21 protein-coding genes are annotated in these 24,367 nt (G+C 60.7%); 9 read left to right on the top strand and 12 right to left on the bottom strand.

What is annotated here, in order from left to right; translation table 11 throughout:
* The 4 genes from ACEN8Z_RS26170 to ACEN8Z_RS26155 all read right to left on the bottom strand — a co-directional run bounded on the left by ACEN8Z_RS26170 (position 1) and on the right by ACEN8Z_RS26155 (position 6,515).
* Positions 1-1,065, bottom strand: coding sequence for an imelysin family protein (locus tag ACEN8Z_RS26170; protein ID WP_007993930.1), 1,065 nt, complete (start codon positions 1,063-1,065; stop codon positions 1-3).
* A 27-nt stretch (positions 1,066-1,092) separates the two neighbouring features.
* Complete coding sequence (locus ACEN8Z_RS26165; RefSeq protein ID WP_495596127.1) at positions 1,093-2,520, bottom strand: di-heme oxidoreductase family protein; 1,428 nt, start codon at positions 2,518-2,520, stop codon at positions 1,093-1,095.
* A gap of 295 nt (positions 2,521-2,815) precedes the next feature.
* Positions 2,816-4,162: an imelysin family protein gene (locus tag ACEN8Z_RS26160; protein WP_495596126.1), complete on the bottom strand. Its 1,347-nt coding sequence runs from the start codon at positions 4,160-4,162 to the stop codon at positions 2,816-2,818.
* Between the two features lie 301 nt (positions 4,163-4,463).
* Entirely contained in the window at positions 4,464-6,515 is a 2,052-nt protein-coding gene (locus ACEN8Z_RS26155) for a putative bifunctional diguanylate cyclase/phosphodiesterase (protein ID WP_495596125.1), read from the bottom strand.
* A gap of 1,186 nt (positions 6,516-7,701) precedes the next feature.
* Here ACEN8Z_RS26155 and ACEN8Z_RS26150 point away from each other — a divergent pair.
* Positions 7,702-7,968, top strand: coding sequence for a DUF6124 family protein (locus ACEN8Z_RS26150; protein ID WP_007993621.1), 267 nt, complete (start codon positions 7,702-7,704; stop codon positions 7,966-7,968).
* A 181-nt stretch (positions 7,969-8,149) separates the two neighbouring features.
* Here ACEN8Z_RS26150 and ACEN8Z_RS26145 read toward each other — a convergent pair whose 3' ends face one another.
* The 3 genes from ACEN8Z_RS26145 to ACEN8Z_RS26135 form a co-directional block, all read right to left on the bottom strand.
* Entirely contained in the window at positions 8,150-8,746 is a 597-nt protein-coding gene (locus tag ACEN8Z_RS26145; RefSeq protein WP_007986065.1) for a superoxide dismutase, read from the bottom strand.
* Positions 8,747-8,910: 164 nt separating this feature from the next.
* Positions 8,911-9,513, bottom strand: coding sequence for a LysE/ArgO family amino acid transporter (locus ACEN8Z_RS26140; RefSeq protein WP_442097085.1), 603 nt, complete (start codon positions 9,511-9,513; stop codon positions 8,911-8,913).
* Between the two features lie 6 nt (positions 9,514-9,519).
* The gene (locus ACEN8Z_RS26135) at positions 9,520-9,921 is read right to left on the bottom strand and encodes an ACT domain-containing protein (RefSeq protein ID WP_495596124.1); all 402 of its coding nucleotides are present in this window, start codon (positions 9,919-9,921) and stop codon (positions 9,520-9,522) included.
* Positions 9,922-10,017: 96 nt separating this feature from the next.
* Here ACEN8Z_RS26135 and ACEN8Z_RS26130 point away from each other — a divergent pair, with 96 nt between their 5' ends.
* The 3 genes from ACEN8Z_RS26130 (at position 10,018) to ACEN8Z_RS26120 (ending at position 12,948) form a co-directional block, all read left to right on the top strand.
* Positions 10,018-10,911: a LysR family transcriptional regulator ArgP gene (locus ACEN8Z_RS26130; RefSeq protein WP_495596123.1), complete on the top strand. Its 894-nt coding sequence runs from the start codon at positions 10,018-10,020 to the stop codon at positions 10,909-10,911.
* Between the two features lie 54 nt (positions 10,912-10,965).
* Positions 10,966-11,958 carry an NAD-dependent epimerase/dehydratase family protein gene (locus ACEN8Z_RS26125; protein ID WP_495596122.1) on the top strand — a complete coding sequence of 331 codons (993 nt, stop codon included), beginning with the start codon at positions 10,966-10,968 and terminating at the stop codon, positions 11,956-11,958.
* Between the two features lie 117 nt (positions 11,959-12,075).
* Entirely contained in the window at positions 12,076-12,948 is an 873-nt protein-coding gene (locus tag ACEN8Z_RS26120; RefSeq protein WP_495596121.1) for an ATPase, read from the top strand.
* A 140-nt stretch (positions 12,949-13,088) separates the two neighbouring features.
* Here ACEN8Z_RS26120 and ACEN8Z_RS26115 read toward each other — a convergent pair whose 3' ends face one another.
* Entirely contained in the window at positions 13,089-14,606 is a 1,518-nt protein-coding gene (locus ACEN8Z_RS26115; protein WP_495596120.1) for an MDR family MFS transporter, read from the bottom strand.
* 78 nt (positions 14,607-14,684) lie between these two features.
* On the bottom strand, positions 14,685-15,869 hold the full coding sequence (gene pobA, locus ACEN8Z_RS26110) for a 4-hydroxybenzoate 3-monooxygenase (protein WP_495598196.1): 1,185 nt from the start codon (positions 15,867-15,869) through the stop codon (positions 14,685-14,687).
* 190 nt (positions 15,870-16,059) lie between these two features.
* Here pobA and ACEN8Z_RS26105 point away from each other — a divergent pair, with 190 nt between their 5' ends.
* Entirely contained in the window at positions 16,060-16,956 is an 897-nt protein-coding gene (locus ACEN8Z_RS26105) for a helix-turn-helix domain-containing protein (protein ID WP_007993640.1), read from the top strand.
* 9 nt (positions 16,957-16,965) lie between these two features.
* Here ACEN8Z_RS26105 and ACEN8Z_RS26100 read toward each other — a convergent pair whose 3' ends face one another.
* Both ACEN8Z_RS26100 and ACEN8Z_RS26095 read right to left on the bottom strand, forming a co-directional pair.
* A complete protein-coding gene (locus ACEN8Z_RS26100; RefSeq protein WP_007993642.1) occupies positions 16,966-17,142 on the bottom strand; it encodes a hypothetical protein in 177 nt (58 codons plus the stop codon).
* 204 nt (positions 17,143-17,346) lie between these two features.
* Positions 17,347-18,252, bottom strand: coding sequence for a LysR family transcriptional regulator (locus tag ACEN8Z_RS26095; protein ID WP_495596119.1), 906 nt, complete (start codon positions 18,250-18,252; stop codon positions 17,347-17,349).
* A gap of 226 nt (positions 18,253-18,478) precedes the next feature.
* Here ACEN8Z_RS26095 and ACEN8Z_RS26090 point away from each other — a divergent pair, with 226 nt between their 5' ends.
* Together ACEN8Z_RS26090 and ACEN8Z_RS26085 are read left to right on the top strand one after the other, a co-directional pair.
* Complete coding sequence (locus ACEN8Z_RS26090) at positions 18,479-19,363, top strand: MBL fold metallo-hydrolase (protein WP_495596118.1); 885 nt, start codon at positions 18,479-18,481, stop codon at positions 19,361-19,363.
* 117 nt (positions 19,364-19,480) lie between these two features.
* A complete protein-coding gene (locus tag ACEN8Z_RS26085) occupies positions 19,481-20,095 on the top strand; it encodes an NAD(P)-dependent oxidoreductase (protein ID WP_495596117.1) in 615 nt (204 codons plus the stop codon).
* 130 nt (positions 20,096-20,225) lie between these two features.
* Here the strand turns inward: ACEN8Z_RS26085 and ACEN8Z_RS26080 are convergent, their stop codons facing one another.
* The gene (locus ACEN8Z_RS26080) at positions 20,226-21,107 is read right to left on the bottom strand and encodes a LysR substrate-binding domain-containing protein (protein WP_495596116.1); all 882 of its coding nucleotides are present in this window, start codon (positions 21,105-21,107) and stop codon (positions 20,226-20,228) included.
* A gap of 159 nt (positions 21,108-21,266) precedes the next feature.
* Between ACEN8Z_RS26080 and ACEN8Z_RS26075 the strand changes: the two genes are divergently transcribed.
* Together ACEN8Z_RS26075 and ACEN8Z_RS26070 are read left to right on the top strand one after the other, a co-directional pair.
* Entirely contained in the window at positions 21,267-22,904 is a 1,638-nt protein-coding gene (locus ACEN8Z_RS26075; RefSeq protein WP_495596115.1) for a 5-guanidino-2-oxopentanoate decarboxylase, read from the top strand.
* Entirely contained in the window at positions 22,901-24,349 is a 1,449-nt protein-coding gene (locus ACEN8Z_RS26070) for an aldehyde dehydrogenase family protein (RefSeq protein WP_495596114.1), read from the top strand. The genes ACEN8Z_RS26075 and ACEN8Z_RS26070 overlap by 4 nt, the downstream gene beginning before the upstream one ends.
* Positions 24,350-24,367 lie beyond the last annotated feature (18 nt).

The following is a 24,367-nucleotide window of genomic DNA, read 5'->3' as shown; positions in this document are numbered from 1 at the left end:
TCAGTCACCGTCGTTGGCGTTGAAGCCCAGTTGGATGCCCAACGCCTTGGCCAGGTCAGCCTCGTGCAGACGATGTACAACGTTGAGGCTTTCGTACAGGTCGTTGAGCTGCTGGCGGCCGGTGTCGTCACCGAGCATTTCGGTCAGCGAGCGCTGGTTGCCGGCGAACAGTTTCAGCGAGGCGGCGTAGGCCGCATCGATCTTGTCGGCCAACGGTTTCTGCTCGCTCGGCAACAGGCTGCGCAGGCCTTTGTTATCCACACCTTCCCAGACCGTTTTGGCGGCCGCGAGGCTGGCTTCGAGGCTGGTCAGGGACGACTGGCTACGCCATGCATCGGCCTGGAACGGTTGCGGCACGCCCTTGCTCTGGCGGCCCATCGGCGTGCCGAGTTTTTTCTTCAGGGTGTCGATGGCCGTAACTTGCACGCGCAGCAGGTCGGCGATCGCTTCATGGGAGTCCGCGTAGCGCTGGTTCGGGAATTTGCTCATTTGCGAGAGCATGCCGTCGGTGTTGTTCCAGGTTTGCAGAATGTCTTCGGCCAACTGTTTCTGGCGCTCACCGATGGCGATCAGCAGCGGGCAGTATTTGGCTTTCTGCTCAGCGTTGGCCACGTCAGGCTTGCTGTCGAACAGAATGTATTCGTAAGCCGAAAGACCCTGTACCACAACGCTGGACTTGGCCAGTGCGGCGGCATCGATTTGCGGCTGGGCGATGACCAGTTGCTCGACCTGACGGCCGACCAGGTTTTTCTTGTCCGGCCAGAACTGCACTTGCCACGAACGGTTGCCTTCGGCCAACGGCCCGATCAACAAAGGTTGCAGCTCGGCCCAGGCTTTTTGCGCGTGCAGGAAATCGGCACGGGCGGTTTCCAGGGTTTCCTTGCCTTCGCAGTAGGCGAGGGCGCTGACCGCCAATTGACGGTCGGCTTCAACCCAGCGGGTGTAGGTTGGCAGGATCACCGATTTGGCGATGGCCGCCGACGTGACCGCTTGCGGGTCCTGGGGCGAGCAGGCGCCCAGGGCGAGGGCGGCAAGGCTGGTGAACAACAATTTGGGACGGAACATGTCGGGCTCCCGCGAGTGGAATGCGTGTTAAAGGGAATTCAGGAACGCCAGCAACGCAGCGCGTTGCTCGGCATTGAAAGACAAAACCTGTTGCTGCGCCGCTGTCGCCTCGCCGCCATGCCAGAGCACCGCTTCAAGCAAGTTGCGGGCGCGGCCGTCATGCAGGAACTGGGTGTGGCCGCTGACCGCCTGTGTCAGGCCGATACCCCACAACGGCGGGGTACGCCATTCACGGCCACTGGCCTGGAACTCGGTACGGTTGTCGGCCAGGCCGTCGCCCATGTCATGCAACAGCAGATCGCTGTACGGGCGAATGACTTGATTGGCCAGTTCAGGTTCGGCAGCGTTGGCGGCGGTGGTGTATTTCGGTGTGTGACAGGACTGGCAACCGGCCTGATAAAACAGGGTCTTGCCAGCCAGCACTTCAGGGGCGTTAACGTCACGACGGGCCGGTACGGCAAGGTTGCGGCTATAGAACAGCACCAGGCGCAGAATGTTGTCGCTGACTTCCGGCTCGCCATCCGGGCCGTTGCCATTCGGTGCCTGCTTGCAGGCCGTTTGCGCGTCCGTGCAGTCATCAAAGGGTCTCAGGCTGGTCGTGAGCCCCATATCACCCGAAAACGCGTGAACATTTTGTTGATTGAGGTTCGGTTGTCCGGCTTTCCAGCCAAATCGTCCCAGAACGGTCTTTTGCCGGGCGTCATCCCAGACCCGGTTCGGTCGTCCGCTGATGCCGTTTTCCGCCTTGGCCTGTGCCTCGGCGTTGGCCAGGATCGCCTCGTCGGGGATCGCTTCGAGCAGGCCCAGGCCAATCATCGGTGGCGCAACACGGGCCGAGAAACGGGTGTCGGGGTGCATGGGGCCGTAGCCCAGCTGGGTGATGTTCAGGCTCGGTTTGCGCAGCTCGATTTCAGTACCGTCCTTGAAGCGAACCGGCACGGCGGTGTAATCGACCCGCACTTTGCCTTCGGGGGCCACACCGGGTACGGCCATGTCCTGGAACTGACCGCCGTAGACGGGCTCAGGCACTACGCCGATCTGCTCGATGACCTTGGCATACGCCGGGGCGTCGGGAATCGACAGGCGCACCAGCATCGACACGGCATTTACGTCGTTGGGCGCTGGCGGGTGGCCGCGGCCGTCCTTGATGTGGCAGCCCTGACAGGCATTGGTGTTGAACAGCGGGCCGAGGCCATCGCGAGCGGTCGTCGTCGATGGGGCTATCACCCAAGGGCTGCGGAAGAAACTGTTGCCGACGCTGAAATCCACGCGCCTTGACGGCGGCAGATTCGCCGAGGGCATGGAAAACGCGTTCTGATCGGTCTTGCGCACCGTCGCACTGCCGCCGGAGCGGGCTTCACCGGGTTCTGCCCGGGTGAATTTCGGGGCGTCATCGCAGGCACTCAGGCCCAGGGCCAGAAACAGTGCGGACAAGCGAAGAGGCAGCGGGGGCATCAGACATCCTGCAAGACGAGCAAAACAAGGGCGCAAAGTCTAACAGGGGATGGGAATTTGAATAAGAGGAATTATCGTTTGCTTGATGTGGGGCAGAGTTTATCTGCACACCACGATCCCCTGTAGGAGCGAGCTTGCTCGCGATGAATGTTCAGGCTACGCATTTTTCCAGACAGGACGCGTCACCGTTAACGTCCATCGCGAGCAAGCTCGCTCCTACAGGGGGAGGCTCATTCGGGCAGATATGAAAAAGGCGACCCGAAGGTCGCCTTTTTACTCACTCAGCCAGCGTTGATCAGAATTCGTGATCAGCGTTGTCCGGGTTCAGGTCGTTGATGCCCAGTTTGCCAGCGGCGGCTTCGATCGAACCGGTCTGCTTGACCAGGGATGCGATGGCGTCACGGACGATCTGGTTGCCAGCGGTATTGCCGGCGGCGATCAGCTGGTCGTAGTGCTCACCCTTGTTGGCGTGGTCGACCATCACCTGAATCTTGGCTTCGGTGGCGGCCAGGTCTGCCTTCAGCGCGGTGTCGGCAGCCGGGTCGGCCTTGGCCACCAGGGACGACAGGCTGGCGCCGGTCATTTTGCTGCCGTCTACACGGGTGTACTCACCCAGGTACACGTTACGAATGCCCTTGGCATCGTAGAAGTGCGAGTTGTGGGTGTTGTCGCTGAAGCAATCCTGTTCGTCTTCCGGGGAGTTGGCTTCCAGGGAAACCTTCATGCGCTCGCCCGCCAGTTCGCCCAGGGACAGGCTACCCATGCCGAACAGCATTTTGCGCAGGCCGGACTCAGCCGGTTCCGCTTCCAGGGTGGCGCGGTAGTTGTCGGCCACGTTCGGCTTCCAGTTGCCGACCATTTCTTCCAGGTCGCTGACCAGCAGTTGGGTCACGGCTTTCAGGTAGGCACGACGACGGTCGTTGTGACCGCCGGTTGCACCTTTGCCTTCCAGGTAGTCCGACGCCGGACGGTTGCCGGCGCCAGGGCCGGTGCCGTTCAGGTCCTGGCCCCAGAGCAGGAATTCGATGGCGTGGTAGCCGGTGGCGACGTTGGCCTCGGAACCGCCCAGCTCGTTCAGGCTGGCGAGTTTTTCCGGGGTGATGTCTTTGACATCGACCTTGTCTTCGCCGATCTGAACTTCGGTGTTGGCGATGATGTTGGCAGTGGCACCCGGGTTGCCCAATGCGTGTTCGTAGGACTTGTCGACGTAGTCGATCAGGCCTTCGTCCAGCGGCCAGGAGTTCAGCTGACCTTCCCAGTCGTCAATGATGGTGTTGCCGAAGCGGAACACTTCGCTCTGCAGGTAAGGCACGCGAGCGGCGACCCAGGCAGCCTTGGCGGCTTTCAGGGTGTCGGCGTTCGGCTTGGCGAGGAAGGCGTCTACGGCGGTTTGCAGGGTCTTCGCGGTGGATTCGGCATCGCTGTAAACGGCGAAAACCATGTCGGCGTAATGGGCGACAACGGCTTTGGCGGCGGCTTCGTCGACTTTACCGGCAGCGGCAGGCGCAACGGCTGGAGCCGCCGCAGTGCTGGCAGCTGGCGCAGGCGCGGCAGCTTTTTCTTGGTCTTTACCTTCGCCGCAACCGGCGAGGGAAATAGCGATGGCCAACAGACTGGCGGTAGCCAGAGGCATACGAATCATGGCGAACATCCTGCTTCGATAAGGGGTGGAGTCGTGCTATGCACACGCAAAACTGCGACATAATGCAAATCTTTCGCATTATGTGTAAAGGGTTGTAGCTGGAAATATTTCTTATTCAGCGGGTGGTTTGCGGCAAATCAAAAGATCGCAGCCTTGTAGCAGCTGGCGAAGCCTGCGTTCGGCGGCGCAGCCGTCGTGAGATCAGGCACCTCGGTGTGTCAGGCGAACTGCGTCGTCAGGGTTTACGACGGCTGCGCCGCCGAACGCAGGCTCCGCCAGCTGCTACAAAGGCTGCGTTGTTTCAGAGAATGACCGCATTGCTGCGTTGGGCCTGCTTCAGGTAAGCGCCCAGTTCCCGTGCCGGCAACGGCTTGCTGTAGTGATAGCCCTGACCTTCGTGGCAGCCTTCGGAGATGATGTAGGCCTCTTGCTCGGCGGTTTCCACGCCTTCGGCAATCACCTGCATGCCCAGGCTCTTGCCCAGCTGGATGATGGCCCGAACGATGGTCGCATCGTCGTCGTCATCGAGCAGGTCCTGGACGAAGCTCTTGTCGATCTTGATCTTGTCCAGCGGCAGGCTCTTCAGATAGCTCAAGGACGAATACCCGGTGCCGAAGTCATCGATGGCGATCAGCGCGCCGGAGCGGCGCAGGCTGAGCAAGTGCTGGGCTGCGGTGCTGATGTCTTCCATCAGGCCGGTTTCGGTGACTTCCAGCTCCAGGCTGCGCGGCGGCAAGCGATACATCTGCAGCAGGTTGTTGACCACCCGCGGCAGTTCGGCGTGGTGCAATTGAACCGTGGACAGGTTCACCGCCATGCGCAGGTCACTGAAACCCTGGTCATGCCACTCGCGTAATTGTTTGCAGGCCTGGTCCAGCACCCATTCGCCAATGGCAATGATGGTGCCGTTCTGTTCGGCCAGCGGGATGAACAGGTCCGGTGGCACCATGCCGTGCTCGGGGTGTTGCCAGCGAATCAGGGCTTCGACGCCCACCACGCGGTTGTCGCGATAGCTGATCTGCGGCTGGTAGACGAGGTAGAACTGATTGCGGATCAGGGCATCGCGCAGGTCCTTTTCCAGCTCGCGGCGGCGGCGCATTTCGGTGTCGACGCTGGCGATATAGAACTGATAGCGGTTGCGCGAGCGGGTCTTGGCCAGCGTCATGGTCTGCTCGGCTTTTTGCAGCAATTTTTCGGTGCTGTCACCGTCCTCGGGGAACAGGGTGATGCCGATGGTGGCGCGCAGGCGGATCTCCTGATGGTCGAGGGCAAACGCCGCTTCCAGGTCATCGAGAATGCTTTGCGCCAGCTCGGCAGCTTCGTAGGGCTGCTCGATATCGGCCTGGACCAGGGCGAACTGGTCGCCACCGAGTCGGGCGAGGGCGCCCAGGCGACCGCTATGACCGCGCAGGCGATCGGCCAGGGCCAGCAGCAATTGGTCGCCAGTCTGGTAACTGAACTGCTCGTTGATGCCCTTGAAGTCATCGAGGCCGACACACAACACCGCGACCCGGCGCTGTAGCCTGCCGGCGTCGATGAGGATCTTGTCCAGTTGCTGCTGCAATTGCTGCCGGTTCGGCAGTCCCGTCAGGAAATCGTACTGGGACATGCGCAACAGGCTGTTTTCCGCTTCGTGGCGCAGATGGGTATTGCGTTCGATGGACTCGAGCAACTGGTTGGCGGTGTTGATCCAGATGCCCAGTTCGTTTTTCTCGTGCCCCTTGAGCAGCGGAATCTTGTGCTCGCTGGGACGATCCGGATTGATCTCCGTGAGGTGCTCGATGATCCGCGACAGCGGCTTGGTCAGCAGCCAGTGATAGACCAGATACAACACCAGCCCCATGGCGAGCGCGCGCAGTACGCCGGAAATGAAGATGATCACCGAGCTGACGATGAACCCTTGGCCGTAGGTGGCGGTATCGAGGGTGATGCTCAGGTCGCCGTAATACTCGCTGTACGGCCCGCGACCGACCAGTTGGGTGGTGAAGGTGCGCTCCTTGCCAAGAATCAGGTCGGTCAGCCAGCGGCTGTGGGAGTGCTGCAGTTCGCGGGTTTTTTGCGCGAGCATGGCTTCGTTGGGATGGCCGATGGAAGCCTGGCGCACGGCGGCGTCCTGAAACAGGCCTTCGATCACCTGCATGCCCATTTCCCGGTCCAGGCTGTAGACGGCCTGGGTCGAGGGGTCGCGAAACATGTCGAGGATGCGCTCGGCATCGCTGGCGACGGCCTGACGTGTTTTATAGGCATCGAACACAATCTGCGCGCAGCTCAAGACCACACCGACGATCAATGCCGACAGGAGCACGACCCGAAGCAACTTCACCGACAAGCTGTTCTTGAGTTCCAGCTTCAAAGGGTTATTCCTTGTTCCGTGCGGGTAGCATCAAGTTGCCATGAGTATTGGCAATCCCGTGATGGCAGTCAAAGGGACAATCATCCTTGGGGGATTTTGCCTGCAGCTTGGCTGATTTGCAGTTGTCTTGATGAGTTAGCCTATTAGCACTGTGTCGGTTGTTGAGTCCTTCAACTTGAGGGGCTGGGGTGGAGATATTTTCCTTTTGTTTGATGTTAGTCGTCTGTAGCGGTGGGGCAAGGGGCGCGAGGCTTGTTTCATCGTTGGAAAATGCCTTGGATTCTGTGGGTTGTTTTGGAACTTTAACGGAGTACATATCCATTTCTTCGGTAACGGCGGCTTATGGTTTCGCCCTTACGGCGAGTCACTTTTTTTACAAGCGCCTAAAAAAAGTAACCCAAAAAACGCTCGCCCCGAACGTACGGCCCCTCGCTTAGGCTCGGGGTTCCTTCGCTCCGGCATTCATCCGGGGGCATCGCCTCCGGTCGGCTTCGCGCGACCTCCTCTCGATGTGTTCGGCTACGCCGAACGGCGCTGCGCGCCTCCCCCCCGGATGAACGCCTCCACTCAGCCTGCCGAGGGGGCGGGTGGATCAAGATCAAGAGCTGCAGGCGAGCTAACGCTCGGCCTGTTGAGTGGTGAGAAGCAGTGTGTGTGCACCGATCCATTGTGGGAGCGGGCTTGCTCGCGAAGGGGGCCTGTCAGCCGACCTGAATCTGGCGGATGTACCTCGACCCTGTGGGAGCGAGCTTGCTCGCGATGGCGGCCTGACAGCCGACCAATCTCCCACGCCTCTAAGCTGATCGTTCCCACGCTCCGCGTGGGAGTGCTGCCAGGGACGCTCCGCGTTACGTTTTTGCGAGATGGCGCGGTGTAGGAAAGCGCCAGAAGTTTCCCACGCAGTTTTCAGGTTGTCCGTCGGAAGCGGACTCAATAGCCTCTGACTGTCGCTGAAAACTCAGCGATCGGGTGTGAGAACCCGGCAAGTCATAGTCATCCAGTGCCAGTATCCGCATAATTGCCGCCAGCTTATCTGCTGTCTGTAAGTGCGTTATGGCGGCTGTGTGCGGGCAGACTTTTGTCTGGCCGGGTGCCTATGACCGGTTTTCTCACCTCGCACATAGCTGCCACCTCTTTGCCGTGTGAGAACGGCAATGGGTGGCACCCACCGCATAGGAATATTTCAGTGGATAAGTTAATCCCCGATCCCCCCAGCAGCACCACCAAACCCTACAACCCCCGCACCATGTTCATGATTGTCCCCGACATGGACACAGAAAGCCTTCTTGCCCACGCCTGTGAATCACTGGCTTCAGCCAACGTCATGGCGAGTGATTTCGCCACCTTCCTGACCGGCCCTCAGCGCAACACGGCGTTGGCCATTGCGCAGATCATCATGCTGGCGGAACTGGCGGTGAATCGTGCGTTGGATAACGTCGATCCGCAGGGATAGGTATTCAGTCAGGTTGACCGCGTCATCGTTCTTCGCGAGCAAGCCCGCTCCCACACTGGATCGTGCCGTATACAGATCTACTGTGGGAGCGGGCTTGCTCGCGAAGGGGCCCTGCCGAACGCTGAAAATCCCGGGCAATAAAAAACCCGGCAAAAGCCGGGTTTTTTGACTGGCGTCGAGCTTAAGCGGTGAAGGTTTTGCCTTCGAACTGCTCAGCCACGAATTTCCAGTTGACCAGGTTCCAGAACGCTTCGACGTACTTCGGACGCAGGTTGCGGTAGTCGATGTAGTAAGCGTGTTCCCAGACGTCGCAGGTCAGCAGCGGGGTGTCGCCGTTGGTCAGCGGGTTGCCGGCACCGATGGTGCTGGCCAGGGCCAGGGAACCGTCAGCCTTCTTCACCAGCCAGCCCCAACCGGAACCGAAGGTGCCGATGGAAGTCTTGCTGAACTCTTCCTTGAACTTGTCGAACGAACCGAACGCTGCGTTGATGGCTTCAGCCAGTGCGCCGGTTGGTTGACCGCCAGCGTTTGGCGCCAGGCAGTTCCAGTAGAAAGTGTGGTTCCAGACCTGAGCGGCGTTGTTGAAGATACCGCCCGAGGAAGTCTTGACGATTTCTTCCAGGGTCTTGCCTTCGAACTCGGTGCCTGGCACCAGGTTGTTCAGGTTCACGACATAGGTGTTGTGGTGCTTGTCGTGGTGGTATTCCAGGGTTTCCTTGGAAATGTGCGGCTGCAGGGCATCGTGTGCGTACGGCAGCGGCGGCAATTCGAAAGCCATGATGATTCTCCTAATCAGGTCAGTTGCGGTGAGCGCAAGGCCGATCACGGGCGGCCAGACAAGCGCCGGGGAGTTTGTACTCTTTGCGGCGCAGGGAGTCGGATCATAGCACCGGGGGAACGGCATAACCACGCAACAACTGTGTGGAATAGAGGTTCCGCGAATCAGATGGCTACGATTAACTGCAGCGCTACGGCAAACATCATCACCGCCACCAACAGATCGAGAATTCGCCAGGTACTGGGGCGGGCGAGCCACGGTGCCAGCCATGCCGCACCGAGCGCCAGGGTGAAGAACCAAAGCAGCGAGGCACTGGCCGCGCCTACTACATAAGCGCCGGGCTCGGTTTGTTGTGCGCCGAGGGAGCCGATCAGCAAAACGGTGTCCAGATAGACGTGCGGGTTGAGCAGCGTCACCGCCAACGCACTGAGCATGACCGCCCGCAGTGAGCGCACGGTCTGGCTTTCGCCCTCTTGCAGGCTCTGTGTCGAAAAGGCCCGACGCAGCGCCTGGCTGCCGTACCACAACAGAAACGCTGCGCCGCCCCAGCGGGCAATCGCCAACAGCGTCGGATTTTGTGCCAGTACGGTCGCCAGGCCGAACACTCCGGCGGCCACCAACAGGGCATCGCAGGCCACGCACAGCGCCGCCACCGGCAGGTGATGCTCACGTCGCAGGCTTTGCGCCAGGACAAACGCATTCTGGGTCCCGATCGCCATGATCAGGCCGAAGGCCACGAGCAGGCCGTTCACGTAACTTTGCCACATGATTTTTTACTCCGCGTTGGCTGCCAGATCCCGCAGCACTTGCAGGGCACGGTCGGCGTCGGCCTGGCCGACAAACAAATGGTCGTGGTAGTAGCCGGCAATCACGTTGCAGCTGATTCCTGCCTGGCCAAGTGCCGTGGCGAACGCGGCGGTCAGGCCGACTGCTTCGAGGGCCGAATGCACGTTCAAGGTGATCCAGGCGGCGACGTAGTCGAAGCTCAATCCGGCCTTTTCGGCGTGGGAGCGTTCGAGAATCACGGTCAGGCCTTCCTGTTCGCGGAAGCTGCCGACAATCTCCAGATCCCTGGGCAACTTGCCGTCGCGCAAGGTGCAGAACACGTATTCGCCGGCATTGAATTGCGGGCTCATGCTGCGCAGCAGTGTTGCCAATGAAGTTTCGCCAGCCATGTGGGTGATCCTTGTTCAAGAGTTCTTGCTGGTCATTGTCCTTGTGAAGGCTGTATAAGAAAAACCAATCTTGCTGATCGCTCATTAGGAAAACTGATGTTCGACTATAAATTGCTTTCTGCCCTCGCGGCCGTGGTCGAACAGGCCGGTTTTGAACGGGCGGCCCAGGTGCTGGGACTGTCGCAATCGGCGATTTCCCAGCGCATCAAGCTGCTGGAAGCGCGGGTTGGCCAGCCGGTGCTGGTGCGGGCCACGCCGCCAACGCCGACGGAAATCGGTCGGCGGCTGCTCAACCACGTGCAACAGGTGCGCTTGCTTGAACGGGATTTGCAAAGCCTGGTGCCGGCGCTGGATGAAGAGGGCCTGCCCGAACGCCTGCGGATCGCCCTGAACGCCGACAGCCTGGCCACGTGGTGGGCACAGGCCGTGGGGGCGTTTTGCGCGGAACAACATTTGCTGATGGATCTGGTGGTCGAAGACCAGACCGTCGGCCTCAAGCGCATGCGCGCCGGTGAGGTGGCGGCCTGCGTCTGTGCCAGCGAGCGTCCGGTGGCGGGTGCGCGCAGCGTATTGCTGGGGGCCATGCGTTACCGTGCACTGGCCAGCCCGGCCTTTATTGCCCGGCATTTTCCGCAAGGCGTACGCGCCGATCAGTTGGCCCGTACCCCGGCGCTGGTGTTTGGCCCGGACGATTTCCTGCAGCATCGGTATCTTGCGTCCCTCGGCGTCGAGGGTGGTTTCGAACACCATTTATGCCCGTCCTCCGAAGGTTTCATTCGGCTGACGGAGGCCGGGCTCGGCTGGGGCCTGGTCCCGGAACTGCAGGTGCGCGAGCAACTGGAAAGGGGCGTCTTGCAGGAGTTGCTGCCAGATAAGCCGATCGATGTGCCGCTGTACTGGCATCATTGGCGTAATGGCGGCCAGTTGCTGGGGCTGCTCACCGATCAATTGGTCAGCGTATCGAAGCAATGGCTGGTGCCCTTGGACTGACGCGCAGCGTCAAGACCTCACGTAATACGCAAAACGAAATATTCGGAGCAATTCATGAAGATTCTGGTTACCGGCGCAAGCGGCTTCATTGGCGGGCGCTTTGCGCGTTTTGCCCTGGAGCAGGGCCTGGACGTGCGGGTCAACGGTCGCCGGGCCGAGAGTGTGGAGCATCTGGTACGCCGCGGAGCCGAGTTCATCCAGGGTGACTTGAGCGACCCGGAACTGGCGCGCGAGCTGTGTTCGGACGTCGAGGCCGTGGTGCATTGCGCCGGCGCTGTCGGTTTATGGGGACGTTATCAGGACTTTCATCAGGGCAACGTCCAGGTCACCGAAAACGTGGTCGAAGCCTGCCTGAAGCAACGGGTTCGGCGGCTGGTGCATTTGTCGTCGCCATCGATCTACTTCGATGGTCGCGATCACCAGGGACTGACCGAAGAGCAGGTGCCCAAGCGCTTCAAGCACCCTTACGCCGCCACCAAGTACCTGGCCGAACAAAAAGTCTTCGGCGCCCAGGAGTTCGGCCTCGAAACCCTGGCTCTGCGTCCGCGTTTCGTCACCGGGGCCGGCGACATGAGCACCTTCCCGCGCCTGTTGAACATGCAGCGCAAGCGGCGCCTGGCAATCATCGGCAACGGTCTGAACAAAGTTGATTTCACCAGCGTGCAAAACCTCAACGAAGCGTTGCTCAGCAGTTTGCTGGCCAGCGGATCTGCGCTGGGCAAGGCTTACAACATCAGCAACGGCGCGCCGGTTCCCCTGTGGGACGTGGTCAATTACGTCATGCGCAACATGGAAGTCCCACAGGTTACCCGCTACCGTTCCTACGGCCTGGCCTACAGCGTGGCGGCGCTCAACGAGGGTGTGTGCAAGTTGTGGCCGGGGCGTCCCGAACCGACGCTGTCGCGTCTGGGCATGCAGGTCATGAACAAAAATTTCACCCTGGACATCAGCCGCGCCCGGCATTATCTGGATTACGATCCCAAGGTCAGCCTCTGGACGGCGCTCGATGAATTCTGTGGCTGGTGGAAGGCCCAGGCTAATCGCTGACGCTCGAACAACGACCCTCTACTGAACCGGGAACGGGGCTTCAGGGTCAATGGTTACGGCTGTGGGGTTTATACTGCGCGGCATAAAGCCATTATGTGATTCACAAAGGTTGATTCAATGTCCATGCGAAACGATGCCAACGACGACTTCGACGATGTACCGAGCTTGCGTGCAGACGTTCTCGACAACGATTTCCCGCCCACTGCCCGTACGGTCGTGCATTCGCGCACGGCGCCGGTGATGAAGGTCAAGGCGGCGAGCACCGGCCCCCTTTGGGCGTTGGTCGGGGCGCTGGTCATTGCGTTCGCGGTCCTGGCCTGGTGGAGCTTTCAGCAGATTTCCCTGATGGAGCAGCAATTGGTGGCGACCCAGGAAAGTTTCGCGCGAATCAGCGAGGAAGCGGCGGGGCGCTTGCAGGATATTTCCGGAAAAGTTGTCGCCAGTCAGACCAACGTCACTACCGACAGCGAGGCCTTGAAGCTGCAAATCCGTCAGCTGGAAAGCAAACTCCAGGACCAGAACGCGCAGCAGCAAGGTGTTGCCGGTCAGGCCTCGGACCTGGACAAGCGTCTGGCACAAATGTCCGCGCAAACTACCGAACTGGACAAACGCCTGGCGCAGCTGGCTGCCCAGAACACTGAACATCAGGCAGCCAATACGCAGTTGCAGGCTCAGGTCAAAACCTTGAACGGTGAATTGGCCGCCCTGAAAAATACCCCGTCCGACGCCGACAAACTCGATGCACAGCTGAAAAGCCTGGGCGCCGATATCGTCGCGCTGAAGAAGCAAGGCAACCCGAGCGCCGCCATCGAGCGTCTTGAGCAAGACATGATCGTGCTCAAGAGCCAGCAGGACAACCGTCCGGCCGCCGCACAGGGCTCGACCAACACTGCCGAGTTCGATGCGTTCCGCAGCCAGGTCACCCGCAACATCAACACCCTTCAGGCGCAGATCCAGAACTTGCAGCAGCAACTGCGCACCCGGCAGTAATACGAGCACTTGTGGCGAGGGAGCAAGTTCCCTCGCCACACAAGCCTCATTATTGGATCTCCAGTGATTGCAGCGTTTGTGTACACCAGAGATCACATGTGGGAGCGAGCTTGCTCGCGATTACTGGCAACACGGTCTGTCTAACGAGCCCTGTCCTCTCGCCCGCGCAACAACATGTTCGGCATGGCAATCGCCGCCGCCAGCCCCAGCAACGACACCACCGCACTGACCGTCAGCAAGTGCCGGAACGTCAGCAACAACTCGGCACGCAAGGCGTTCTGTGCATCACCCGGTGCGGCGTTCAAGCCGTCCAGCAACACATTCCCCGAACGGCCTTCGGCAATCAGCGACGAGCCGGCCAGGTGCGCGAAGCTTGAGTCCTGCAACAGCGCGAGCAGCAGCGCCGACATCAATGCGACGCCGACCGCACCACCCAGCGAACGGAACAGATTGGTGGTGCTGGTGGCCACGCCGATGTCCCGTTGCTCCACCGAGTTCTGCGTGCCCACCAATGACGTCGGGAACTGCATGCCGGAGGAAATCCCGCAAAGCAACATGAACAGGCTGCTCACGACGAATGCCTGCGGCGGGCTGAACGCCATGCCAAGAATCGCAATGGGCATCAGCGTGGCGCCGGTGAGGATCATCGGTTTGTAGCGTCCGGTCACGGAGGTGCGGCGGCCGGCGAAATACGCGCCAATCGGCAAGCCCATGGCCAGCGGCAGCAGGTGCAGGGCGGCGCTGTCGGCACCGGCGCCGGTCACGCTCTGGAAGCGCAACGGCATCAATACAATCAGCGAGATGGCCTGGAAACTGGTGAAGAAAATCGTGCACCAGCACAGGATCGCATTGCGGTTGGCGAACAGATGCATGGGCAGCAACGGCTCCCGTGCCCGCCGCTCGTGGGCGACGAACAGCCCCAGCACGAGTACCGCACTCGCCAGCAGCGCCAGCACTTCGGAACTGCGCCACGAATGGCCCTGACCGATCTGCGTGATGCCCAGCAACAACGCCGTCAGCCCGATGATCATCAGCACGGTGCCCAGGTAATCGATGATCGGTTTGCGTTGCGGAATCGGCAAGCCCACCAGCGTGCGACAGGCCACCAGCCAGGCACCCAGGCCCAGCGGCAGGTTGATCAAGAATACCCAGCGCCAGGACAGGTATTCGGTCATGTAGCCGCCGAGCACCGGGCCGGCCACGCTGGCCACGGCGTACATGCTGCTGAAATAGCCCTGATAACGACCGCGTTCCCGGGGCGGCACGATGTCGCCGATGATCGCCTGGCTCACCGAGATCATCCCGCCGGCTCCGATGCCCTGGAAGATCCGCGCCAATACCAGTTGCTCCATGCTCTGGGCCATGCCGCAGAACACCGACGCCAGGGTGAACAGGCCCATGCCAAACAGCATCAGCTTGCGCCGTCCGTACAGGTCGCCCAGTTTGCCGTAGATCGGCACCGCCACGGTCATGGCCACCATGTAGCCGGAAATCACCCAGGCCAGCAGGCTGACGTCCTTGAATTGCGCGGAGATGGCCGGCATCGAGACGGCGACGATGGTCTGGTCCAGTGCCCCGAGAAAGATCGCCAGCATCAGCGCGATCAGCACGCTGCGGATGGCGGGTTTGGGCGTTTCAGGCTGGTGGAGATTGGTCACGGGAAAACCTGTGGGCAGTGATTGACCCGCAAGCAGCAAGGCGAGCGGTAGTGCTCGCCAGTGTAAGTCGGTAGGAAGCTATTCGATAGCCTCGTAAGGAAGCCCGACATAGTTTTCTGCAATGGTTTTACGACCTGCTTCGGAGTCGATGAAATAGTCCAGTTCCGACTCGGCAATGCGCTGGCTAAAGGCATCATGCTCCTCGAAACGGTGCAGCATCGAGGTCATCCACCAGGAAAACCGCTCGGCCTTCCACACCCGGCGCAGGCAGATTTCCGAGTACTTCTCCAGCAAATCAAGGCGATCTTCGCGGTAAACCTTGAGCAGAATGTTGAACAGCGTACTCACATCACTGGCCGCCAGGTTCAGGCCCTTGGCGCCGGTGGGCGGGACGATGTGCGCGGCATCGCCGACCAGGAACAGGCGGCCGTACTGCATCGGTTCGACCACGAAGCTGCGCAGCGGCGCGATGCTTTTTTCGATGGACGGCCCCGTTACCAGGTTGTCCGCCAACGCTTGCGGTAATCGCAATTTGAGTTCGTCCCAGAAGCGTTGATCCGACCAGTTATCGACATGATCGCTGGTGGGCACTTGCAGGTAATAACGGGTGCGTGTCGGCGAGCGCATGCTGCACAGGGCAAAACCGCGCTCATGGCGGGCGTAGACCAGTTCTTCGTGGACCGGCGGGGTATCGGCCAGAATCCCGAGCCAGCCGAAGGGATAGATCCGTTCGAAGATTTTCAGGCTTTCGGCGGGAATCGATTGCCGCGCCACGCCATGGAAGCCGTCGCAACCGGCGATGTAGTCGCAATCGAGTCGCCAGGTCTCGCCGTCCTTCTCAAAAGTGACAAACGCTTCATCGGTTTTCAGGCCGTGGGGGACGACGTTGTCTGCTTGATAAATCGTCTGCGCGCCGGCCTCCCGACGAGCGGCCATCAGGTCGCGGGTGACCTCGGTCTGGCCGTAGATCATCACCGTTTTGCCACCCGTCAGGGCGTGCAGATCGATGTGTACCCGGCGCCCGTCGAGAGCCAGTTCGAAGCCGCCATGGACCAGTCCCTCGGCGTCCATGCGCTGACTCACACCGGCCTGGCGCAACAGCTCTACCATGCCTTGTTCAAGCACGCCGGCGCGGATTCGGCCGAGTACATAGTCCGGGGTCTGGCGTTCTAGAATGAGGGTGTCGATGCCGGCGTTGTGCAGTAACTGGCCGAGCAACAAGCCTGAAGGGCCGGCACCAATGATGGCGACCTGGGTTTTCAGTGTTTTCATTGTTTTTATGACTCGCAAGCTTCACGCGACCAGGGCCGGTGAATGATTTTTATGGATCGAGTGCTTGCATTTTTCCCTTGCGGGTCTGTCAATTGAAGGTGAAAACTGAGCGGATAGCTGTACATTCTGCCAATCGGTGCGATTATCGCCCGTCATCTATTCCGAGGCCTGGATTGAAGTGATGAACAAGCCTGACCTGCCTTCGATTCCGGTGTTCAAGCTCTACGGTGAAAGCCTGGATTGGCCGACCCCGGACTTGCTGCACTGTGAAACCATTTCCAAACGCAGTCGCGAACATCATTGGGAAATCAAACCCCACCGCCACGCGGACTTGTGCCAGTTGCTCTTCGTATTCAAAGGTCAGGCAGAGCTTGAAATCGAAGGCAAACGTACGCAGCTGGTGGAACCGGCGATCCAGATCCTGCCACCGTTGTCGGTGCACGGCTTTCGCTTTTCCGAGGACGTGGAAGGGTTTGTCGTGACCCTGGCCGCGCCGCTGATTGCCCACCTGCAGATGCAGTTGGGGCAATCGGTCAATGCCCTGGCCCAGGCCGAAAGTTACCCGGCAGACAAGGATGCCGAGTATCTCCACAGCCTGTTCAGCGCCTTGCAGAACGAATACACCAGCCATCAACCGGCGCGGGAAATGCTCATGCATTCGCTGGTCAGTGTGATCGTGGTGTGGGTCAGCCGCCAGGTGATCCAGCGTCGCACCGCCATGGCGCGACCGCAGCGGGCCCGGGAATACCTCAACGGCTTTATTCAACTGGTGGAAGAGACCTATCGCCAGCACGTCAAGGTCGAGGACCTGGCGCACCGGCTGGGGATTTCCGTGTCCCACCTCAACGGCACCTGCCGCGAGCTGGCGGGGCAACCGGCGTTGCAGATCATGCACGAACGGCAATTGCTGGAGGCCAAGCGCTTGCTGACCTATACCAGCATGACCATTTATGAAATGTCCGACGTGTTGGGGTTTTCCGATCCGACCAACTTCACGCGCCTGTTCCGGCGTCGTGTGGGAATTTCGCCCAAGGCGTTCCGCGATCGCTTGAAGGCCGATCAGGACAACGAAGCCTGACCCCCTTCGTTACTGGAGGGCGTTGAGGGTGGCGTTGTGGGGAATGCAGCGCTCGAAGTTGCAACTCGCGTATTCACGGGGCAGGTTGCGCAGTTGCTCGACACGCCAGGCGGCAGCGCCATACAACCCGAGCGTGACCGCACAGGTGATGAAAATCGCGAGGTATCTTCTTGTTCTGATGTTCATGGCGTTGACCTCTGAACGAATACCTTTCGGTATTACTTTGAGCATAGGTCAGCGCCGGTGGGTTGCCAGCAATAGCGCAGTATTCAGAACGCTGATGCCCCCCTGTAGGAGCGAGCCTGCTCGCGATAGCAATCGTTCATTGACGAAAATGTTGACTGATCCACCGCTATCGCGAGCAGGCTCGCTCCTACAGGTTTGATCGGGTTACAACCCGATATCCCACGCCGGTTCTTGCGGAAATCTCAGTACCAGAAAATCCAGCAGGCTGCGCAATGCCGCCGGCATGTGCTTGCGTGAGGCATACACCGCATACACGTTCATTTGCCGGGGTTCGGCCGCCGGCAGCAGGCGAATCAATTCGCCGCTGTGGATGTGTACGCCGGCCTGGTAGGTGGGCAGCATCGCCACGCCAGCGCCGGCAATCGTTGCGCGCAACAGCGTGCTGGCCTCGTTGGCGCTGATGTTGCCCTGCACGGGCACGGAAACCTGTTCGCCATCCTGCTCGAAATGCCAGAGGCTTTTGCCGAAGTAGGAATGGGTCAGGCAATTGTGCAGGCTCAGATCCTCGACCCGTTGCGGCGCCGGGTGCTCGCGCAAGTAAGCGGGGGAAGCGCAGATCACTGAACGGCAAACCGTCAGGCGGCGGGCGATCAGGTTCGGGTCCAGGTCATTGCTGGTGCGAATCGCCAGGTCGATACGCTCATCCACCAGGTTCACTGTGCGGTCGAGCATCTGCATGTCGACGCTGACGCCGGGGTAGCGCTTGACGTAAGCGGCCATGGCATCGGCCAGTTGCGCCTGGCCGAACGAGGTGCTGACGCTGATCCGCAGCAGGCCGCGCGGTGCGTCATCCGGCTCGCTGACGGCGGCTTGCATGTCGCTGGACAAGTCGAGCATTTGCCGGCAGCGGGGCAGGATCTCGTTACCGGCGGCGGTCAGGCTCAATTTGCGTGTGGTGCGGTGCATCAGGCGCGCGCCGACCCAGTCTTCCAGTTCCGCCAGATACCGCGACACCACCGGCCGTGACAGCTCCAGATGATCGGCAGCGGCCGACTGGCTGCCGAGGTCGACCACCGTGACGAACACGCGCATTGCTTGAAGACGATCCATGATTTGCCCGCTTTCAGAAACAAACTATGTTCAAGCATCGCATTTTTTGTACCGAGTCAGGCAACTAAGCTCTGTTCCTCTGTAGGAGCGAGCTTGCTCGCGATTGATTCAAATACACCGCGTATCCCCGATAAGTACGCGTCATCGTTTGCGACCATCGCGAGCAAGCTCGCTCCTACAAAAAAGGGCATCCGCCAAGCACTGCATTCGGACAACGGAGCAACAAATGATCGGTTTCAGCACCCTCAAGCGCGTATTACTGGCAAGTGCCGCCCTCGGTTTCGCCGCCCATGCAACCGCCTCGACCCTGACGCTGGATGTCTACAATCCCGGCGGAAAAGCCATCTTCCCGGTGACTTCGGTGCTGGTCAGCGGCGAAAAAGAAGCGATCCTGGTGGATGCGCAATTCGGCAAGTCCCAGGCCGAACAGGTGGTGGAAAAAATCCGCGCCAGCGGCAAGCAGCTGACCACCATCTACATCAGCCACGGTGACCCGGATTACTACTTCGGCCTCGATACCCTGACGGCCGCGTTCCCCAAGGCCAAGGTCCTCGCCTCGCAGCCGACCGTTGACCACATCAAGCAAACCGTCGACGGCAAACTGGCGTTCTGGGGCCCGAAAATGGGGGCTGATGTGCCAGCAAAAACCATCGTGCCGGATGTACTCAAGGGCGACAACCTGATGCTCGAAGGGCAGAAGTTGCAGGTGCTTGGTCTTGAAGGCCCACAGCCGGATCGCAGCTTTGTGTGGATTCCATCGATCAAGGCTGTGGTCGGTGGTGTCGTGGTGGCGCAAAACATCCACGTGTGGATGGCTGACACGCAAACTCCGCAGTCCCATGCCGATTGGCTGACTACGCTGCATTCCATTGAAACCCTGAAACCGAAGACTGTCGTGCCAGGGCATTACCTCGGCGACGGCAACCATGCCCTCGCCGCGGTGCAGTTCACAGCCGATTACATCAAGGCTTTCGACGAAGAAACCGCCAAAGCCAGGGATTCTGCCGCACTGATCGCCGCGATGAAAAAGCGTTTCCCGACCTTGGGTGACGAAAGCTCCCTGGAGCTGAGCGCCAAAGTCGCCAAGGGCGAGATGAAGTGGGGTGAATGAATTTAAGGGGTAATGGGGATTCCTGTGGCGAGGGGGCTTGTCTGTGGCGATCCGACAAGCCCCCTCGCCACAATAGGCTGCGCTGCTTTTCAAATTTGTCATCCACTGGAGAACGTCATGAGCAAAATCGCAATCATCGGTGCCACCGGTCGTGCCGGTAGCCAAATACTGGAAGAAGCCCTGCGTCGCGGTCATAGCGTTACCGCCATTGCCCGTGACACGGCGAAAATCGGCCAGCGTGCCGGTGTGGTCACGCGCAACGTCGACGCTCTGGATGCCAGTGCATTGCAAGCGGCTATCGAGGGGCATGATGCAGTCATCAGCGCTGCACATTTCGCGACCCTGCCTGCCAGCGCCGTCATCGGGCCGGTGAAGAAGGCCGGGGTCAAACGCTTGCTGGTAGTCGGCGGTGCGGGGTCGCTCCTGTTGCCCGATGGTACGCGGGTGATCGACAGCAAAGGTTTTCCGGACGCGTACAAAGCCGAAGCCAGCGCCGGTGCCGAGTTCCTGGGGAACCTGCAACAGGAAAAGGATCTGGACTGGACCTTCCTGTCGCCATCGGCGGAATTTGTCGAGGGCGAGCGCAGCGGAAAATTCCGCATCGGCCAGGATAATTTGCTGGTGAGCAGTGAAGGGCGCAGCTGGATCACATTCGCCGATTATGCGATTGCGCTGCTCGACGAAGTGGAAGCGCCGAAGCATTCGCGGCAGCGCTTTACAGTCGGGTATTGAACTGACTGAACACCTGTAGGAGCGAGCCTGCTCGCGATGAGGTCATCACATTCAACATCCATTTTGAAGGTGAAGCCGCCATCGCGAGCAGGCTCGCTCCTACAGTGGCAAGCAGCAGGATTTTCCGGTTTTACCGAGACTGCGCCTGCTCCACCAACCAGCCCATCAACTCGCGCAACTTCGGTGAAGGTCCGGGTTTTTCGGGAAAAACCAGGTAATACGCCAGTCCCGTTGTCACCTTCAATTCGAATGGCATGACCAGCCGCCCGGCATTCAGGTCATCGCCGATCAGCGACCAATCGCCAATCGCCACCCCCGTTCCCTGGGACGCCATCGACATCGCCAGGTCCAGGGTTTCGAAATGCTGGCCCTTGCCGACATTGGTCAAATGCACATCCGCGGCTTTCAGCCAGGCCTTCCAGTCCCGCTCGTCGCGGGTCGGGTGCAGCAGCAGGTGTTGTTGCAGATCGGCCGGTATCTGCAGGGGCATGGGGCCTTCGAGCATCGGTCTGGAACACACCGGCGTGAGTTGTTCGTCGAAGAGTTTTTGCGACATCAATGAATTGTCCGGCGGTGCGCCGTACATCACCGCCGCATCGAACTGCTCGCGATGAAAATCCACGCCGTGCTTGACCGTGGTGGTCAGTTCCACCGGCACGTCCGGGCGTTCCTTTTGCCATTGCAACAGACGCGGCAGCAGCCAGCGCATGACGCAGGTCGGTGCCTTGAGTTGCAGGGTTTCGCGCTTCTCGCCGATCTGCTCAACCGCTTCGTCGATCAGGCCGAAAATCTGCTGGACCCGTGGCAGCCATTCCCGTCCCTCGGCTGTCAGGTCCAGGCCTCGGGCCTGGCGGATGAACAACTCATAACCCAGATGGTCTTCCAGCCCGGCGATCTGCCGACTCACCGCGCCCTGGGTGATGTGCAGTTGTTCGGCGGCCCGGGTGAAATTGCAGCACTGCGCGGTAATCAGAAAAGTGTGCAGCGCCGGCAGGGGAGGCAGTCGTTTCATTGGGATCCAAGGTATGACGTGAGGACATGGCTAGTATGACTTTTTATCCATTGTTGCGGCTACGTGTCGCCCGTTCCAATGAGGCCATTCCCGGGCCTGCGAATCCATCATAAACACACCGCAGCCCCGGCGTCTCAAACGAACAAAAAGGGCAAAGACATGGCGACGTGTGGCGAAGTATTGGTCAAGTTACTCGAAAACTACGGAGTCGAGCAGGTGTTCGGCATTCCGGGGGTTCATACCGTGGAACTGTATCGCGGGCTGGCCCGTTCGAGCATCAACCACGTCACGCCGCGCCATGAGCAGGGCGCCGGCTTCATGGCCGACGGCTACGCCCGCACCAGCGGCAAACCGGGTGTGTGCTTCATCATCACCGGTCCTGGCATGACCAACATCACCACCGCCATGGGCCAGGCCTACGCCGATTCGATCCCGATGCTGGTGATCTCCAGCGTGCAATCGCGCAGCCAGTTGGGTGGCGGTCGCGGCAAGCTGCATGAGCTGCCGAACCAGGGCGCACTGTGCGCCGGTGTGGCGGCGTTCTCCCACACCCTGATGTCGGCGTCGGAATTACCGGGCGTGTTGGCCCGCGCCTTTGCGCTGTTCCAGGCTGGCCGTCCGCGCCCGGTGCACATTGAAATTCCATTGGACGTTCTGGTTGAAGAGGCTGACGACTTGCTCGCCAGCCTGCCGGTCAATATCGACCGCGCCGGTGCTTCGCCGAGCGCCGTGTCGCGCATGACCGAGTTGCTGGCCAGCGCCAAGCGTCCGCTGATTCTCGCCGGTGGCGGTGCTATCGACGCGGCGGCCGAGCTGACTGAACTGGCCGAGATGCTGGACGCGCCGGTCGCGCTGACCATCAATGCCAAGGGCATGCTCGCCTCCGGCCACCCGCTGCTGATCGGTTCGACCCAGAGCCTGGTCGCCACCCGTGCGCTGGTCGCCGAGGCCGATGTGGTCCTGGCCATCGGCACCGAACTGGCCGAGACCGACTACGACGTGACCTTCGCCGGTGGCTTCGAGATTCCTGGCCAACTGCTGCGCGTGGACATCGACCCGGACCAGACCGTGCGCAACTACCCGCCGCACGTGGCCCTGGTGGCCGACTCGCGCAACGCCGCCCAGGCTTTGCTCAGCGCCCTGTCGCACAAATCCCTGGCCGAGCGCGGCAACGATTGGGGCCAGGTACGCGCTGCACGTCTGCGTGAAGACCTGGCCGCGACCTGGGACGCACCGACCCTGGCCCAGACCCGTTTCCTCGAAACCGTGCTGCACGAACTGCCGGACGCGGTGTTCGTCGGCGATTCGACCCAGCCGGTGTACACCGGCAACCTGACGTTCAACCCGGAGCGCCCGCGTCGCTGGTTCAACTCGTCCACCGGTTACGGCACCCTCGGTTACGCCTTGCCGGCCGCGATTGGCGCCTGGCTCGGCGGCAGTGTTGAAAACGGTGCCCGCCCGCCGGTGGTGTGCCTGATCGGCGACGGTGGCCTGCAATTCACCCTGCCGGAACTGGCCAGCGCCGTCGAAGCGCGTACCCCGGTGATCGTGCTGCTGTGGAATAACCAGGGCTACGAAGAGATCAAGAAATACATGGTCAACCGCGCCATCGAGCCGGTCGGCGTGGACATCTACACCCCGGACTTCATCGGTGTGGCCAAGGCCTTGGGTTGTGCGGCCGAAGCGGTCAGCAGTGTCGAGCAACTGCGTGATGCATTGCGTATGGCCACCGATCGCCAGGGCCCGACCCTGATTGAAGTCGACCAGGCCAAGTGGATGCAGGCGGTGTCGAAATGACGCTTCCTACGACTCTGGATGGCCTGTACATCAACGGCCAATGGTCGGCCGGTAGCGAACACCTGCGCGTGATCAACCCGGCGACCGAAGCCCTGTTGACCACGGTGAATGGTGGCGATGAGCGCGCTGTTGCTCAAGCCGTGAGCGCGGCGACCCAGGCTTTCGCCGATTGGTCGAAAACCACGGGTGCCGAACGCGGTGCGATCCTGCGCAAAATCGCCGTGGGCGTGCAGGCCAATCGTGAAAAATTGATGCACTTGCAGTCGAGCAACAACGGCAAGCCGCAATTCGAAGCGGCGATCGACGTCGATGACGTGATCGCCACGTTCGAGTACTACGCCGGTCTGGCCGAAGGGCTGGATGCGAAACAGGACAGCGCCATCGAACTGCCGACCGACGACTTCAGCGCTCGCCTGCGCCGTGAACCTTGCGGTGTAGTCGGCTTGATCGTGCCGTGGAACTTCCCGATGGTCACCACCGCGTGGAAACTCGCCCCGGCCCTGGCCGCCGGTTGCTGTGTGGTGCTCAAGCCTTCGGAAGTGACGCCGCTGCCGGAGCTGGAACTGGCAACGATCATTGCTCAAGCCGGTTTGCCGGCGGGCGTGTTCAATCTGGTGTGCGGCACCGGCCTGGCCGTTGGCGCGCCGTTGTCGGCGGATCCGCGGATCGCGAAAATTTCCTTCACCGGCAGCAATGCGGTCGGCGTGCAGGTCATGCAGCGGGCGGCGGAAACCGTCAAAGGCGTGAGCCTGGAGCTGGGCGGCAAATCATCGCTGCTGGTGCTGGCCGATGCCGATCTCGACCTGGCGGTGGAAGTGGCCTGCGGCGGTGGTTTCTTCAACGCCGGGCAGATGTGTTCCGCTACCAGTCGCGTGCTGGTTGCCGATGAGCTGGCCGACGAATTCCTTACCCGTGTGAAGGCTCGTGCCGAAGCCATTCGTGTGGCCGACCCGTTCGACCCGAACGTGGAGATGGGCGCGCTGGTCAATCAGGCGCAATACCAGCGCGTGCTCGGTCACATCGATCGCGGTTTGAGCGCCGGCGCCAAGCTGGTTTGCGGTGGCAATCGCCCGGCCGACCTGCCACGCGGATATTTTTTGCAGCCGACGGTTTTCACCGAAGTGCCCCTCGACAGTGCGTTGTGGTGTGAAGAGATTTTCGGCCCGGTGATCTGCGTACGCAGTTTTGCCTCTGAAGCCGAAGCGATTGCCTTGGCCAACGACAGCCAGTTCGGCCTGGTCGCCAGTGTGGTGACGCGCAATGCCGAGACCGCCGACCGCGTCGCCAACGCTTTGCAGGCGGGGCTTGTGTGGATCAACGCACCGCAGGTGATCTTCCCGCAGACCGCCTGGGGCGGCTACAAGCAGAGCAGCATCGGCCGCGAATTGGGGCCGTGGGGCTTGCAGGCTTTCCAGGAAATCAAACACGTGATTCGGGCTGTCTGACGCCGATCACTGTAGGAG

It is taken from the genome of Pseudomonas sp. Pseusp10 (genome assembly GCF_059492225.1).
Note: the sequence above shows the minus strand (reverse complement) of the source record. Positions and strands in the feature narration are given on the sequence as shown.